This window comes from Lacticaseibacillus sp. 53-4 (assembly GCF_016861805.1).
Taxonomy (GTDB): Bacteria; Bacillota; Bacilli; order Lactobacillales; family Lactobacillaceae; genus Lacticaseibacillus.
The window spans coordinates 1-15,366 of sequence record NZ_BOLT01000017.1 but is presented as its reverse complement, the minus strand read 5'-3'; the positions used below and the strand labels follow the sequence as shown (position 1 = coordinate 15,366).

12 protein-coding genes are annotated in these 15,366 nt (G+C 54.6%); 3 read left to right on the top strand and 9 right to left on the bottom strand.

What is annotated here, in order from left to right; genetic code table 11:
• Nucleotides 1-75: 75 nt before the first annotated feature.
• Nucleotides 76-849 (top strand): alpha/beta hydrolase, encoded by a 774-nt coding sequence (locus JUF21_RS07880; protein WP_203623479.1) that lies wholly within the window; start codon nt 76-78, stop codon nt 847-849.
• Between the two features lie 166 nt (nt 850-1,015).
• Nucleotides 1,016-2,131 (top strand): peptidoglycan-binding protein, encoded by a 1,116-nt coding sequence (locus JUF21_RS07875; protein ID WP_203623480.1) that lies wholly within the window; start codon nt 1,016-1,018, stop codon nt 2,129-2,131.
• A gap of 71 nt (nt 2,132-2,202) precedes the next feature.
• Here JUF21_RS07875 and JUF21_RS07870 read toward each other — a convergent pair whose 3' ends face one another.
• The 4 genes from JUF21_RS07870 to JUF21_RS07855 form a co-directional block, all read right to left on the bottom strand.
• Nucleotides 2,203-3,753 (bottom strand): PH domain-containing protein, encoded by a 1,551-nt coding sequence (locus tag JUF21_RS07870; protein WP_203623481.1) that lies wholly within the window; start codon nt 3,751-3,753, stop codon nt 2,203-2,205.
• The gene (locus JUF21_RS07865) at nt 3,743-4,210 is read right to left on the bottom strand and encodes a PH domain-containing protein (protein ID WP_239061436.1); all 468 of its coding nucleotides are present in this window, start codon (nt 4,208-4,210) and stop codon (nt 3,743-3,745) included. The genes JUF21_RS07870 and JUF21_RS07865 overlap by 11 nt, the downstream gene beginning before the upstream one ends.
• A 205-nt stretch (nt 4,211-4,415) precedes the next feature.
• Nucleotides 4,416-6,311: a DUF4838 domain-containing protein gene (locus tag JUF21_RS07860; protein WP_203663874.1), complete on the bottom strand. Its 1,896-nt coding sequence runs from the start codon at nt 6,309-6,311 to the stop codon at nt 4,416-4,418.
• Complete coding sequence (locus JUF21_RS07855) at nt 6,308-7,615, bottom strand: PTS sugar transporter subunit IIC (protein ID WP_203623484.1); 1,308 nt, start codon at nt 7,613-7,615, stop codon at nt 6,308-6,310. Before JUF21_RS07855 ends, JUF21_RS07860 begins: the two co-directional genes overlap by 4 nt.
• Nucleotides 7,616-7,820: 205 nt before the next feature.
• Between JUF21_RS07855 and JUF21_RS07850 the strand changes: the two genes are divergently transcribed.
• Nucleotides 7,821-9,044 carry an ROK family transcriptional regulator gene (locus JUF21_RS07850; RefSeq protein ID WP_203623485.1) on the top strand — a complete coding sequence of 408 codons (1,224 nt, stop codon included), beginning with the start codon at nt 7,821-7,823 and terminating at the stop codon, nt 9,042-9,044.
• 109 nt (nt 9,045-9,153) lie between these two features.
• Here the strand turns inward: JUF21_RS07850 and cysK are convergent, their stop codons facing one another.
• The 5 genes from cysK to JUF21_RS07825 form a co-directional block, all read right to left on the bottom strand.
• Nucleotides 9,154-10,071, bottom strand: coding sequence for a cysteine synthase A (gene cysK, locus JUF21_RS07845; protein ID WP_203623486.1), 918 nt, complete (start codon nt 10,069-10,071; stop codon nt 9,154-9,156).
• Nucleotides 10,068-10,883: a homoserine O-succinyltransferase gene (locus JUF21_RS07840; RefSeq protein ID WP_203623487.1), complete on the bottom strand. Its 816-nt coding sequence runs from the start codon at nt 10,881-10,883 to the stop codon at nt 10,068-10,070. Before JUF21_RS07840 ends, cysK begins: the two co-directional genes overlap by 4 nt.
• Before the next feature lie 150 nt (nt 10,884-11,033).
• Nucleotides 11,034-13,100, bottom strand: a complete 2,067-nt coding sequence (locus tag JUF21_RS07835) for a heavy metal translocating P-type ATPase (protein WP_374706446.1) — start codon at nt 13,098-13,100, stop codon at nt 11,034-11,036.
• 101 nt (nt 13,101-13,201) lie between these two features.
• Nucleotides 13,202-13,657: a CopY/TcrY family copper transport repressor gene (locus JUF21_RS07830; protein ID WP_203623488.1), complete on the bottom strand. Its 456-nt coding sequence runs from the start codon at nt 13,655-13,657 to the stop codon at nt 13,202-13,204.
• 362 nt (nt 13,658-14,019) lie between these two features.
• A complete protein-coding gene (locus JUF21_RS07825) occupies nt 14,020-14,412 on the bottom strand; it encodes a hypothetical protein (RefSeq protein WP_203623489.1) in 393 nt (130 codons plus the stop codon).
• Nucleotides 14,413-15,366 lie beyond the last annotated feature (954 nt).

Here is a 15,366-nt window from a genome sequence, read left to right as displayed (position 1 = left end):
GGCCTTGCCTCAGTGCAAGCCAAAATTTTTGAATTTTCGCGCCATCGCGGTTAAGCTGACCCTGGAGGTGGTAGCATGCAAATCAAACATGATGTCGTTTACGACGCGGCCAACCACTTGACCCTGGACCTTTATGGGCCGGACGGCGTAGCGCGCGGCGGAATCATTCAGATCCACGGCGGCGGCTGGTTCCGCGGCGACAAGGCCAAGGATGAGGACTGGGCCGAGCGCTGGGCGGCGCGCCAGTACGTGGTCCTGGTACCGAACTACCGCATCGCCCCGGCCTTCCACTACCCGGCAGCCCAGGACGACATGGACACGCTGATGGCCTGGGTCAAAACCGCCCAGCTGCCGTTTGATAAAAATCACCTGGCGGCGGTCGGCAGCTCTGCCGGCGGCAACATGTCAGTCGAGCTCGCCATCAAGTACGGCATCCCCGCCATTTCGCTGTCCGGCATTTTGGACATCGGCGACTGGCTGAGCAAGCACGAGGCCGTCGACGCGGCGGAAGGCGACACCAGTGACTTTAACCAGCGGGCCAGCGCGACCATTAATCAGGACGGGCCTAACGATCCGTTTTACAAATGGTTCATGACCAACTACATCGCCCCGGCCGACTACGCGAAAGCAACACCCGCGCCGCGTGTCACCGCCAAAACCGGCCCGCTGTACCTAGCCAACTCGCTGAACGAGTTCGTGCCAACCAGCGGCCTGTTTCAAATGGGCAAGGCGCTGAGTCAGGCTCAGGTGCCGTTCACCCTGCGGACGGTGACCGGCAGTCGCCACGCTAAGGGTTACCTCGATGATGTCTTCGATGAGCTCAACCTATTCTTGAATAAGGTCATTTAACCAACATGAGACGTCTTGCCGCCAGCGATTCGCGAGCGGCTAGGCGTCTTTTTACGCCTTCAGCGGTATTTGATTCACCCGTTGAATTTTTCTCTGGTGCTCAGGGCGCTCACTGTGATACACTTCACATAAGCCATGAAAACGCTTTTATAGGGAGGACTTTTTTATGAAGAAGATCACGATTATCGGGGCGACCGTGCTCATGACACTTAGCCTAGCCGCATGCGGCAACAGCTCCAGCTCGTCTGATAGCAGCAGCAAGACCAGCACCTCGAAGACCGCGCCCAAAGCGGCCAAAGTGAAAATCAGCACCGGCGCCGTCAAGGACGCGACCGTGCCGGGCCAAGGCACCCTGGTGATGCGCCAGCTGTACGCAGCACCGCACGGCAAGCAGTCATTCGCCGCCGTGACGGTCACCCTGAACGGGGACACCATCGTCAACGCGAAGATCGACGAGTTCCAGTACGTGGCCAAAAGCGCCGACTGGACCGCCGTGCCAAACGGCGATTCGGACTTCGGCAAGGGCTTTCCGAAGGGCCAGATTCTGATCGGCAAGTACCAAAACAGCAAGCCGTACTCCGCTTTGATGAAAAAGGAAGCCAAGGCGACTCACACCTGGCAGGAGAACGCGACGGCAATCGAGGACTTCGTCAAGGGCAAGACCATTGACGAGGTAAAGGCCGCAGTCGGCGACGTGGCCGCAACCAAGAAGGTCAGCGACGTGGTTTCCGGCGCCACCTTCGTCGACACCAAGGGCTATCTGCAGTCCATTTACGACGCGGCGACCACCGGTATGGTCTCCACCGGCATCGAAACGACGGACAACAATATCGTGACCGGCCAGACCCTTGCCGCCCCTCACGGCAAGCAGTCCTTCGCCATCGTGACCGTGGCGATGCAAGGCGACAAGATTGCCGACACCTTCGTCGACGAGTTCCAGTACGTGCCAAGCAGCAGCTTCGGCGGCGTGCCGAATTCCGACAGCGACTTTGGCAAGACCACAAAGGCCGGCACCGTCCTCGGCTCCAAGCGCGCCAATGACACGGCGTACTCCGACCTGATGAAAAAGGAAGCCAAGGCGACCCACACCTGGCAGGAAAACGCCGACGCCATCAACGATTTCGCCAAGGGCAAGACGATTGCCGAACTTGAGGCCGCAACCGCAACGCTCGATGGCAAGACCAAGAAGAGCGACATCACCGATGTTGTCTCCGGTGCGACCTTCGCCGACACCCAAGGCTACCTGAAGGCCATCATCGACGCCGCCAAGTTGGCAAAATAAGCTTCACTAGAATCGAATAGGCATCCCGGCCGAACCGCCGAGATGCCTATTTGCTTGCCTTCATTTTCTGCCTACTGCAGGCCGCCGCCTTGAAAATCGGCCGGGCGATACCAGGCGCGCACTGCGTCGGCAATCGACTGTTCCAAGTAACTGACCTCGATGTTCTCGTTGCCGTCGCCTTTGCGCACGTTGACCACCAGGTGGGCCACCTGCTTCTTGGCCAGCCAGTAACTGGTGTTGACCTCCAGCGACTGAATGTTGGCACGCCGCACGAAGAAGCGCTGCCGGCGCCACCAGCCGCCCTTTTGCAGGACCAGCAGATCTGGCGAGAGAATCTTCACCCCGGCGTTGCGCGCGGCGTACGTCCCTTGAAAGGCGGTGAAGGCCACCCAGACCAGGCTGAGGCCAATCGCGATGGCCAGCCACTTCGCCTGCCAAAAATAAATCGCGAGCGAGAGCCCGACCGCCAGCCCCAACCCAGTCAGCACCGAGTTGCGGATGTAGTACCAATAGCGGCGACGCTGGACCGGCTGCAGCGGTGGCACCGCGGCCGGCAGCCATGTGATGAAGCGGCGCATGGTCGGCAGCGTCTGGTCCTCCTTGACCACCGGCATCAGGACCATCGCATCAGAGGTTTCGTCGTCTGACGCATTCGAGGCGATCAGCCCCTGCACCGTAGTCAGGTGAAACAGTTGGCGCAGTACCGTCTGGGAAAAGCGCACCGCCTGCAGCTGGTGCAGCCGCGTGCTGACCTGCGTCCGCTTCAGCAGGCCACGGGCCGCGGTCAGCGTGTCCCCATTTTGCGTCAGGGTGAACTGGTAGTATTTTTGCAGCAAACGTAGGTAGGAAATCAGGATGCCGATGATCAGTGCGAACACGATGAGCGCCAGCAAGGCCGCGGCGGCCAGCTGCGCCATGTAGTGATCAATGTTGCGCTCCCAGCCATTAGGCACGATGTCGTCGAACTTGTCCCACAGCCACAGCGCCCCAGTTAGAATCGGGATAAACCCCAGCGAGGTCAGGGCGTAGACGTTCAGGTCATGGGCGGAAATCGTGTAGCGCGCGGTTCGCGAATCGACTTCAGCCGGAGCAGAACTGACAGTTGCAACTGGCGCATCCTCCGCTCCGGCGATGTCCGCCTCGGCTGCAGCCGCCTGAGCCACAGCAGCTTGTTCGCCGCGCATCATTTTCCGCCGGGCCTCGATTTCCGCGCCCACTGCCGGGGCCACGGCGTACAGCTGCGCCTCGCCTTCCTTGCCATTCTTACTGGAGGTCTCGATCACCAGACTTTCCAAGTTGAATGGTTTGAGGAAAAACCACTGCTGGTGGCGCAGCGTCTGAATTTTGGCGTATGGAATATGGCGGGTCTTGCGCACAAACAGGCCAGATTTGATGACGACTTGGGAATCGGCAAGCCGGTAGGTAAACCGCAGGTACCGCACCAAGGTACTGGCGACCACCAGAAGGAAGCCAGCCCCGACCAAGAGCCAGACGATCCAGCCGCCATCGGCCCGGTCCCGAAACCCGATCACGACCAGGCCAATGACATAAATCACGCTATTATAGAGGCTCTGGCCGAGCATCAAAATCAGCGCGGCCCGCGGCAGACGTTCATCCTTCATCGCGGGCCTCCTGCGCCAGCTGCATGATCCGGTCCCGCAGCTCGGCCGCCACCTCCTGCGTCACGCCGGCGATCGAATCGGTCGTCGAGGCCGTTTGTACCTGCACCTCTTGCAGCCCTTGCCACTGCATGATTGGCCCAGACTCCAGCATGACGTTTTGAATGCGGCTGATTGGCACCGCCTTTTCCGAACGAAAAATGTAGCCGCTGCGCAAATACACCGCGGTTGGTGTGATCAGATAACGCCAGAACTGATACCGGTACGGAATCAGCACCAGGTGGATCCCCGCGTGCAAAATCGCCGCGGCAAAGGTGATGGCGGCCGGCCACCACGGCCAGTGCCACAACTGCCACGCCACCACCAGAAAAATGGTGATTGCCAGCCAAACGGCGCCGTCAATCAGCGCTTTCGTGCGCCAGACCGTCTTGATCTGGGCTGGTAAGTGTTCCCCTTTCATCCCCATCAACTCCTCTTTCCGGTAGTATACCCCGAAAGCGATTGCAACGGGGTGACATGACAATTCTGTTCGCTATCTCAATTATTCCTGGTTGGCCATGTGCCCAAACAAAAGCCTGCCCCGGAGATAAATCGGGGCAGGCATGTCAATCACAGACCTATGCTATTGCATCTGTGTCTTCAATTATTTTGAGACTTAACTTTCATTAATCATCTCGGTTCTTAAAACCGGCGTAGTTGGTTGCCACTTCGGTGATTCGATAAACATCGAGTTCTTGCTGAAAGGCCGGTTCATGAAGTTTGATTGCGTCCTCGAACTCAATCCATTCTTGTTCTGCTTCCTGCTGATGTCCCCCAGCTTGCAATGCCAGCGCATGCGCGAGCCTAGAGAATACTTGGCGATGATAGTCCAGAATTCGCCAATTCTGGTGAGAAACCCCTGTTGAGGCCGCAAGTCCTGCCTGAATTTCAGGCAAAAATTTCGTCATATTATCAACAATGGCGGTGAAGTGAGCCGCTTGATTGGCGTTCACCCGAGGCCCGATTGCATTGAAGTAATCACTACTCGACAGAGCGGAAATTCGTTCCAAATAGTCAACCACTTGATGTACGCGAGAACCAAATGCAGCCTTAAAATATTCATCTCGCAACGTCTGATAGGACAAGGACTTGTCCCACAACGTCCGACCCATGACATAGTTTGGAAGCGTCGTTGGAAAACCAGCCCGCAGCTCCTGACAACTGATATAGCCGTTTAGGTGTAACTTACTCAAGTATTGAACATCGCGGCTGATGATCTGGCTAATTTTCATGTAGCCTAAATCCCCATAGTGCGCACGACCAAGGGGATAATCATAAACAAAGCTATCACCCTTGAACATCTTTTGCCAGGCGAACAAGAAGGACAAGTTTTCCTCCAACGAGTTCGGCAGGGTCGTGTGATTACGAACGTATGGAGTGGGCTCGGGAATGCCATGCGCGTAATCGACATCCGCATAACTCTTCTCAAAAGTCCGGCTGATTGGCGCGAACATCATCACGAAGCGTTCCGGATGCTCAATTGTCGCACTTTCCGGGGCAAATAACAGCTCGTGGTAAAGCAGAAAACAAATCTTAGTGTTTAACCCGGCCGCTGTTAGCTGTTCATCCAGGTAGTTCAAAAACTCAACATATTGGTCTGACGGCAGCACCTTCTGACAGTCATCACATTCGCAGACGTTGTTATCGCCATCTGAAAGCCAGACATGCAGATAGTCGACCTCTGAGTGCTGTCTAGCATAGTCAACAATTACCTGCGCCATCTTCTGGTTAACCGTCGAATTAGACATGTCAAGATTAGTAAAAATTGGTGTGCCTTGGATCAGGTCGCGCTTACCATTGACTTCTGCCACCAATGACTTCTTGGACTCGGGAAGCTTTTTGCCATCCTCCCAGCCAAACTCGGAAGAGTAACCTAGCACCTCACCGGTCCAGCCATGGCCAACCCGGTGATGCCGCAAATCTCGCTTGGCAATTTCAGCGTCAACTTTTGCGCTCATCTCACGAATCTCATCATTTGAGAGGTCTTTGCCTGTTAAGGAGTGGTTGAATTGATGACTGTACCAACGTTTCAGGAACGTGTATGGGTTAGCAAACTGGATAAAGAAGCTGTTGAAACCATTTTTTGGCAGCCAATCAATAAAATCGACAATGTTTTCAAGGGAATCCGCACCTTCAATGCAAACACCACGATGTTTATAACTGGCTGTGTGATCATAATGCTGCTCTGTCTGAAGCATTGCCATGCCAGGCTTGGGAACCACCTCATTGGCACGTCCCGGTCTCAGAAAGCGGGCACCTTGATCATGTAGATATTGATAGAGTCCAATTAGTAAAGCCACAGGACGGTTACCGACAATGGTCACCTTGCCGCCGACCTGATCATAACGCGCGTGATCGAGGACCTGATCATCCGGAGCGACGTTCAAAACAATATCGGCGGCCTGAGAATTCTCGACTGCTTTAGTTGTCTCCCCGGTCATCTTGCTAAAGTAATACTGTGCCTCTTGATTCGCAAACAAGGTTGTTTGATTCTGCCGGTCTGAAAAGATGGTGATACTCATACCTCGGCCCCCTTTACTGGCGCTGTCTTGCCCTTGGCTTCTTCCTCGAGCCGCGCATTATCTGCAGCCTTGAAGAATGGGTAGTAAATGGCAACAGAAAGCACAACACAGATAAATTGCAGAATTGCTGCTGCAACACTGCCACCGCAAGCAAGGAATCCACCAATAATCGGCGGCATGGTCCATGGCAACACGACCCCAGTGGTTAAAGGTACCAGCCCTGACAGCATGGCAAAATAGGTAATTGTTGCGTTTGCCAGTGGTGCCAGCAGGAATGGAATCAACATAATAGGGTTCAAAACTGTCGGAAAACTGAATAGGATCGCAGTATTGATGTTAAAAATGGCAGGAATCCCAGAAATTCTACCCAGTGTCTTGTACTCATGACTCTTGCTGAAGAACATTAAGCAAAGAGCCAGTCCGATGGTCGCACCGCCACCGCCCATGTAAACAAACAGATCAATGAATGGTTGCGTAATAATATTTGGCAAGTGCGCAGCCCCTTGAGCCATCGCGACCCGGTTAGCGTCAGTGAACTGCAACCAGATTGGCTGCATCACGGTATTCACAATTTGACCACCATTGACGCCACAGAACCAGAACAGAGAGTTGAGCAGGATCGCAACAAATGTGCCGACCAATGAGCCGCCAATCAAGCTGAGTGGTTTACCGATAATGATGGCAAGCAGATTGTTCAGGCTACCAATCCCAACAGTACGAATAGTCCAGGTCACTGCTTCAAAGAAAATCAAAATGACAGTGCCTGGCACCAGTGCCATAAATGACTTACCGACCACATCCGGGACACTGTCCGGCATCTTGATCGTAATGTTTTTTTGAATGAACCAACGAAAGATTTCTGCGGTAATGAAACCGACAATAATTGCGGTGAACAACCCCTGGCCGCCTAAGCCAGCGTAAGGAATACCTGCTGCCCCAGTCTTATCAGTGAGTGACGGTGTTGTGAGCAACATACTTGCCAGCGCCAAGGCACCCGCCGATAGGCCATCTGTGTTATAGGAAGTGGCCAACCGATAGGCCACCCCGAAACATGTGAATAAGGCAATTAATCCAAAACTATTGCTGACCAAATTATTGAGGACAACATCCATCCCAACCTGGTGGAGCCAGTTAGTCCAACTGGTCACTGGAAAGCTGACAATTACTTGGAAAATCGAACCAATCAAGACCAGCGGCATCGCCAGCATAAAACCTTCACGTAACGCCTTGAGATGACGCTGTTTACTGATACGTTCACCCAAAGGAGCTAGCTTGTTTTGCAAAAAAGCCATAAACGCGTGCATAATGACATCTCCCTTTTATTTTTAAATCCGAACTTATACTATAATGAAAGCGCTTATTAGTCAATGCAATTTTTTACCTTTTAAAATTTAAACCGTGCAAGTAATGGCTTGCATTTGCCAATTTAAGTCCAATATTGCAGCGTCAACTGAATCATTTGATTTTTTTATTTTCTAAAGATAAACTTGAACTAAGGGAGACATCATAATGGCAGATTCGTTTAATACTAACCAGATCAACGTCGTTCAGTACCTGTACAGGCACCCTGCAGCAAGCAGAACCGACATTACGCAGACGCTCAACATTACACCAGCCACGGTTTCGGCCGTGATTGCTCAGCTCATTTCATTTCATCTGGTAGTAGAAACCGGAGAAGAAATTGCGCGGGCTACTGGTTCAGGACGAAAGCAAAAAATCATTTCACTAGACCCGAACTATGGCTGTCTGATCGGGGTCGATTTCACTCTGGCTGGGTTTGCCGCCTACGCGACCGACCTAACCGGGCATCATATCGATCACTCTTATCAACCGTATGAGGAGATTGCAGGCCAATCGCTCAACCGCAGCGTGGCCAATGCAATCAACAACTTGGTCAGCGCACATCCAGAGCGACACTTTATTGGGGTTGGCCTCTCGATTCCCGGACATTACGATTCGGAGAATCATACGCTTATTTCAAACAATCAAATGTGGCAAGGCTTTGACCTTAAAATCATCGCGGCTGATATCAATCTGCCAATTGTCGCAGAGAACAACGTTGAGTGCATGGCCATGGCCCAATACCTGTTTGACGTCGAAAGCACGCCCGAGAACTTTCTGTTCATGCATGCAGGTTTTGGTCTATACTGTGCTTTTCTTCAATCGAAGGGCTTACATCCAAAGCGCAATTACTATATTGGTGAAATTGGTCATACAGTCGTCGATCCGGAAGGCTTTCAGTGTGAGTGTGGGAAGCGTGGCTGTCTCCAGACCTATATCTCCGAAACTTGGCTGGTTAAGCGTGCCAGGGACCTCTACCAATCTTCTTCAATCACTGTTCTCCGCTCTTTGGTCAAATCACCGGATAAAATCAATTTGGACACCATTCTCGCGGCATACAGGCTGGGCGATTCCTACATCACTAAGATGCTGCAAGATGGCCTACATTACTTGGCAATCGCTGTCGCCAACTTACTGATGATGTCTGACGCCGACGCCATCTACCTTAATAGTCGACTGCTCCAAGATCCCGCCTTTAGCGACCAGGTTCTCGCCACCATCAATAATCAACTCCGGTTTATTCCAACGAAGAAAAATACTTCAGTGGAGGTCGTTAAGTATGACAACACCCGTGCCGCTCGAGGGGCGTGTGCATTAGCTGCGCTGGCGTTTGTTGTGCAAAATCCGGGCTATCAAGCAATTGCACTCTCCGCAAGTACTAATCACCATTAATTGATGTGCTGGATAGCTCACTGTATCAACAGACTGTCATCAAACCAATAAAAAATCAGGATTCTCCAGTAAGACACGGGAGAGTCCTGATTTTTTGGCTCAAATAAGATTAAAACTTGAACAGGTCGGTCGACAAATACCGCTCGCCGTTATCCGGCACCACGGTGACCACGGTCTTGCCCGCGCCCAGCTTCTTGGCCAGCTCAATGGCGCCAAAAATGTTCGCGCCAGCGGAAATGCCAGGCAGGAACCCTTCCTCGCGGCTGACCTGCTTGGCCATCGCGAAGGCTTGGTCAGAAGTGACCTCCACCACATCCTGGTACAAGCTGGTGTCCAAAACGGCTGGGACAAATCCGGCGGAAATGCCTTGAATCTTGTGCTTGCCGCCGTGGCCGTCCTTGAGCACGGGACTTTCGGCCGCCTCCAGCGCGTAAATCTGCACGGCTGAGTTAGCCTTCTTCAGGGCCCGACCGACCCCGGTCAGTGTGCCGCCGGTGCCGACGCCCGCAACGAACGCGTCCGGCGTCTTACCGCCGAAGTCCGCGATGATCTCCTCGCCGGTCGTTTTCTCGTGAATGTCGGGGTTGGCCGGGTTGTCGAACTGACTTGGCATGAAGTAGCCATGTGCCTGCGCCAGTGCTTTGGCCTTCTGGATTGCGCCAGGCATGCCATCGGCGCCCGGCGTCAGAATCAGCTCGGTACCGTAGCCCTGGATCAGCGCACGGCGCTCAATGCTCATGCTGTCAGGCATCACAATAATCATGTGGTAGCCCTTGGCCGCGGCGACCATCGACAGGCCGATGCCGGTATTGCCAGACGTGGCCTCAATCAGCGTGCCACCTGGCTTGAGCGCGCCGCTGCGCTCGGCGGCTTCGATCATGGACAGCCCGATGCGGTCCTTCACGGAGCCGCCGGGGTTGAAGAACTCCAGCTTGACGTAAACGTCCGCGGCGCCGGCTGGCACCACGTGATTCAGCTTGACCATCGGAGTCTTGCCAATCAATTCCGTAATGTTGTTTGCAATCATAAAATGCGCTCCTTTTCTTGTTGTTCCTTCGCCACACGCGCCACCCACTGGTCGAAAAAGACGTGCTGGGTCTGTTCCCATTTAAACTGTGGCCCACTCATGGTCGCGGGATCCGCAAAGTAATTCTCGGGCTTACGGTAGAACCGATCCGGATGCGCCGCGACCTCACGCTGGTACTCGTGCAGTAACCCTTTTTGCCCGTACTCCAGGTGGGCAAACATGAAGGTCTGTCGCGCCTGACGGTTGCCCGCCAAAAACAGTGCGCCGGCCGTGGTCGTGGCCTCCAGCCGCAGCCGCGGATCCGCCTCGATCTGGGCGCGGTCCATTTCGGCGTAGCGCGCATGCGCCGCATAAAAGCCTTCAGGTAGGCCCTGAAGCAAGCTCGATGGCGCGATTAGGTGGTGCGGATACACGCCGAACAGCTTGTGGGGCAGCATGTGTTTCTTAATGCCGTAAAAATGATCCAGCGCGGCCATCCCGCCCCAGCACAAGTACAGCTGAGTCACTCGTCGTGCCGCCAGGACGTCCATCAGCGCCCGCGCCTCGTCGATGTATGTCACGTAATCGAAAGCGAACTTCTCGATTGGGGCTCCGGTGATGATGAACCCGTCCATCCGAGCCGCGGCGGCCAGATCCAGCGGCGCTAGAATGCGGCTGACGTCAGCCGGTACGCCGCCAGGGTAGTGTGTTTTAGGGTAGTAGAAATGCAGCTCGACCGGCACGCCGGCATGCGTCAGCACCTTGGTAAAACGCGCATTAGTTTCGGCTTTGTCGTGCATGACATTCAGAATTCCGATTTTCAGCGGTTGCATACCCCGCCCCCTTTCGTAGCCTTACAGTCTACCTGACTGGCCGAAAAAAACAAGATAATTTTGTAATCGCTTACTCGCCCATCTTATCGCATCGAGACCCAAAAAATCCGGCAGGCCGCTTGGCCGTGCCGGATCTTCAAAACTGCAAGATTAAAGTTTCAAGCTCATCGCGTTCAGTGCCACGATCACCGTGGACGCGGACATGACCAGCGCACCGACCGCCGGGCTTAAAATAATCCCGATCCCGGCCAAGACGCCGGCCGCCAGCGGCAGCGCCAGAATGTTGTAACCAGCGCCCCACCAGAGGTTCTGAATCATCTTGCGGGTCGTGACGCGACCCAGATGCAGGAACGTCAGGATGTCCTGCGGGTCACTTTTAACCAGCACGACATCCGCTGAATCGATGGCGACATCCGTGCCGGCGCCAATCGCGATGCCAATCTCTGCTCGAGCCAGGGCCGGCGCGTCGTTCACGCCGTCGCCGACCATCGCGACCTTGTGCCCCTGACTCTGATACTGCCGCACGATTTTGGCCTTGTCCTCCGGCTTCAGCTCGGCGTGAACCTGAATGTCGCCCAAGCGATGCGCCACCACGGCCGCGGCCGCCTGGTTGTCCCCGGTCAGCATCACCGGTTCAATGCCTTGCGCGCGCAGCCCGTCGATCAGTGCCTGCGCATCCGGCTTGATTTCATCTCCCTGTGCAATCAGTCCAAGTACGGTCTGACCCGCCAGCAAAAATGAAATCGAGTTGCCGGCTGAGGCAAGCTTGTCGAACGCATCCAAATCGTAGCCGATGCCGTGCTCGCTCAAGTAGTTGGCGGTAACGATGGCATATTCGGTGCCGTCGACCGTGCCTTGCAGCCCGACGCCTTGCAGCGTCTGCACATTCTCGGCCGCCGGGGTCTTAACCTTGCGTGCCTTGGCTTCAGCGAGAATGCCGGTGGCCAGCGGGTGACTTGAGCCAGCTTCGAGGGCCGCAAACAGTCCCAGTACTGTGTTCTCGTCTGCGCTGTCAGTGAAGGACTCAACCGCGTTGACCTTGAACGTGCCTTCGGTCAACGTGCCGGTTTTGTCCATCAGCATGGTGTCGATTTTACCGGCGGTTTCCAGCGCCTGGCGGTTGCGAACCAGCAGACCCCGGCCAGCGGCCAGACTTGTCGAGCGCGCCACGACCAGCGGAATCGCCAAGCCCAGCGCGTGAGGGCAAGCGATGACCAGCACCGTCACCAGCCGGTTGAGCCCCGTGTCTAGGCCGGCGATCCCAGTCCAAACGAAGAATGAAATCAGCCCAATCAACAGCGCCGCGTAGAACAGGTAGCGCGACACGACGTCTGCCATCGTCTCGGCGCGCGACTTGTCGGCCTGCGCGTCGGCCACCAGCTTGGCGACCTGCGCCAGGTAGCCCGATTCGCCGGTCCCGGTGACTTGGACGGTGAGCGTCCCATTGCCGTTGACCGCGCCGCCAATCACCTGGTCGCCGACGTGTTTTTCAATGGCCTTGGCCTCACCAGTGACCAGCGCCTCGTTGACCGCGCTAGTTCCGGCCTTAACAATCCCGTCAGCCGGAATCTTTTCCCCGGCCTGCACGAGCACCGAAGCGCCTTCTTGCAGCTTAGCCAGCGCGATGTCAGCCGTGGTCCCGTCCGCCTGCAGCATATGCGCTGAGCCTGGCAGCAGCGCCGCCATTTTCGACATCACGTCGCCAGCGTTCATCACCGCATTCATTTCGATCCAGTGACCCAGCAGCATAATGACGATCAGGCTGGCGAGCTCCCAGAAGAAGTCCATCGTGTGCGCGCCTGGGCTCACGAAGTGGTTCATCACGAAGGCGTACACACTGTAGAGGTAAGCAACGCTGATGCCCATTGCAATCAGGGTCATCATCGCTGGTGCCTTGTCCTTGAGCTCCCCTTTAGCGCCGCTCAGAAACGGCTGCCCGCCGTAAAAGTACAGGAAGGTCGACAGCGCGAGCACCAGCCAGTCGGAGCCCGGAAAAGTGAACTGGAACGGCAGGTGCAAGCCCATGAATGGGGACAGCACGAACACTGGAATCGCTGCGACCAGCGACAGCCAGAATTTCTGCTTGAAGGCGCCCATGTTCATGTGGCCCATGCCTGGCATATCCATGTCCATGTCATCCATGTCCATTCCTGCCATATCCGCATCTTCAGCCATGTTCATGTCACTCATGTCGTCCATGTCAGTCCCATGGCTCATCGTGGCTTCTGCAGCGTGCTTGGCGTTGTGGTGAGCCGCCGAAGCAGCCTGGTGGTCGGTGGTCTCAATCTTTTTCGCAGTTTCTTTCAAGGTAGTTCCTCCTAACAGTCGCAGTCAGCATTGGGGGTCGCATTCGGGTTCGGCGGCAAGCAGTCGCACGGAACCTTCTCCGGCGCCGTCTTCGCTTTTGCAGCCAAAATGTCTTGAAGGCGGGCAATGTCTTTTGCCGCCAGTGGCGTCTTTTCGATCAAATTGGCCAGCGTCTCGCCCTTCTTCATCGCGCACAGGTGGGCAAATAGCTCCGTGACAGTTTCGTCCATCGCCTCGGCTTCTTCAACCGTGGCGTGGTAGACAAACTTGCGGCCTTCTTTGGTCGTGGCCAACAGGCCTTTTTTGACCAGCCGACCCAGCAGCGTCTTGATGGTCGAATCCGACCAGTCGCGCTTGCGCTGAAGCAGCGTAAGCAGCTCGCTCGTCTGCACACTGCCCTTGGTCCAAACAATGCGCATCAAGTCCCACTCGCTCGGCGTGATTTCGTCTATTTTTGTGTCCATCATATTTGCTCCCTTACGTCTACATTTGTAAACCTTGATTTCAGTATAGCACTTCGTTTACATCTGTCAACGAAAACAAGTAAAAGGCAACGAATAAAGACCCCGTCATTACCGACTTGCCGGTAGTGGTGGAAACCTCTTGATCCGTGTCATTCAGTTGGAACATGCTGGACTGGTTTGCTTCACACTTGCGCCGAATACCCGCTGCACCAAGCAGCGAGACTGCCAGTGCGCCCCCAAGTGTGACTGCACGCGCATTGTCATTCCCAGTTTCAGAAAGCGTCGACACCTTACGACGGTTGCAAGCCGCACCTGTTTTGACCGCATTTCCATCCGTTTGCTTCTACAGCGGGCTCCTTGGCTAGTTAGCGCGCCGGCAGGGCACTGCCGACCGTCACCATGACCGGCTTGACTTGTTGAGGCGCCATCATCAGGTACCCGTGGTTGAGTCTCGGTATCAGAGTCAGGTTTCTCACCAGTTGACAGTTTGTCAGTGTGATCATCCTGTTTAACCGATGCTTATCGGTCGGATGTTCGGACTGAGTGCCCGGATTGGGCCCTGGCGGTTTACCTTTGGCCATGTTGTCGTAATAGTCGCTTGCACTCACCGATGGCGGATTATCTAACACCTGGCCTACAGGAAGCAGATCAACGGGCACCTCAATCGTTGCTGGCGTATCTGCTGGATCACTGACAAACGCCTGCAGGACAGCCTTAATTGATTGGCCGGCTGGGATGGCTCTACTATCGGTGGTCAAACCGTTAAATTCGGTCTCTGCACGCCAGCCAGCGGTGCCTGAGCTAACGGTATACTGAACGCCGTAATCGGGATGAATCGTGTACGAGGGCGAGAAAAAGACACAGGTGTGCCTGCACCAATTGTTTCGTTTAAATCCTTAGCATTCAGTGGCTGGATCGTGGTCACCTTGGTTGCGGCTTCGTGCGTACTGATCACGTGGAACACTGGGTTAGTAGGCCAAAAAATGGCGTAATTGGGATACTTGGCCGCGATTCTCGCCTGGAGGGCCTGGGTATTAGCGCAGTTGATGGTCAGGCCACGCTGCCAAGTGGCCCCGTCAGTAGTCCCAACGTTTCGTTTACTCAAAACCTCAGACATTTAATCGTTCGCCCACGAATCTGGCATTTCGACGATGAAAGCCGGCCGACTAGCAGCTGCTGCTGCACCGGTCAGTTGTAGTTGCCAAATCGCGTTTTGATACTTGTCAAACCCAATCACTCTGAAAGAGACAGAAGCTTCACGTTTTTCCGTCTGAACAACCGACGCATCCCCTTTGAGCCCAGCAACTTTGACCGCTTGACCCCTGCCCCCCAACTGTCCCGAGTACAAGGCTCAACACCGTAGTGGTGGCTTAAAACATTGTTTTCCTCGATTTGTAGATCATATAATACCACCCCGCATCGCGCAGCCTTGCCATTAAATCTGTCCGTTCTACTTGTTTCATTGATGTTCGCCCTTCCCCTTAGGAAGGCCGTCATTATAGCCAATATCCCGACAGTTTCATGTTTGATACAAGTAGAATAATTGGGATTATCTAATAAGCTAATGGATTATTAGAGCTTTATAATTATAGAGTTGGGATCAATAGTGAGAACCAGCTTTGAATTGGAATTAAGTAGTGGATACTGAATATTTGTAAGTGCCTTGTTTTCATGGGAACCGTTCCGTTACTGTCGTATAATGAATGCAGAGG

Coding starts and splice junctions, on each gene's coding strand:
- JUF21_RS07870 (WP_203623481.1), bottom strand. CDS start 3,753: ATGAAGGATGAACGTCTGCCGCGGGCCGCGCTGATTTTGATGCTCGGC.
- JUF21_RS07875 (WP_203623480.1), top strand. CDS start 1,016: ATGAAGAAGATCACGATTATCGGGGCGACCGTGCTCATGACACTTAGC.
- JUF21_RS07835 (WP_374706446.1), bottom strand. CDS start 13,100: ATGAGCCATGGGACTGACATGGACGACATGAGTGACATGAACATGGCT.
- JUF21_RS07865 (WP_239061436.1), bottom strand. CDS start 4,210: ATGAAAGGGGAACACTTACCAGCCCAGATCAAGACGGTCTGGCGCACG.
- JUF21_RS07855 (WP_203623484.1), bottom strand. CDS start 7,615: ATGCACGCGTTTATGGCTTTTTTGCAAAACAAGCTAGCTCCTTTGGGT.
- cysK (WP_203623486.1), bottom strand. CDS start 10,071: ATGATTGCAAACAACATTACGGAATTGATTGGCAAGACTCCGATGGTC.
- JUF21_RS07840 (WP_203623487.1), bottom strand. CDS start 10,883: ATGCAACCGCTGAAAATCGGAATTCTGAATGTCATGCACGACAAAGCC.
- JUF21_RS07880 (WP_203623479.1), top strand. CDS start 76: ATGCAAATCAAACATGATGTCGTTTACGACGCGGCCAACCACTTGACC.
- JUF21_RS07850 (WP_203623485.1), top strand. CDS start 7,821: ATGGCAGATTCGTTTAATACTAACCAGATCAACGTCGTTCAGTACCTG.
- JUF21_RS07830 (WP_203623488.1), bottom strand. CDS start 13,657: ATGATGGACACAAAAATAGACGAAATCACGCCGAGCGAGTGGGACTTG.
- JUF21_RS07860 (WP_203663874.1), bottom strand. CDS start 6,311: ATGAGTATCACCATCTTTTCAGACCGGCAGAATCAAACAACCTTGTTT.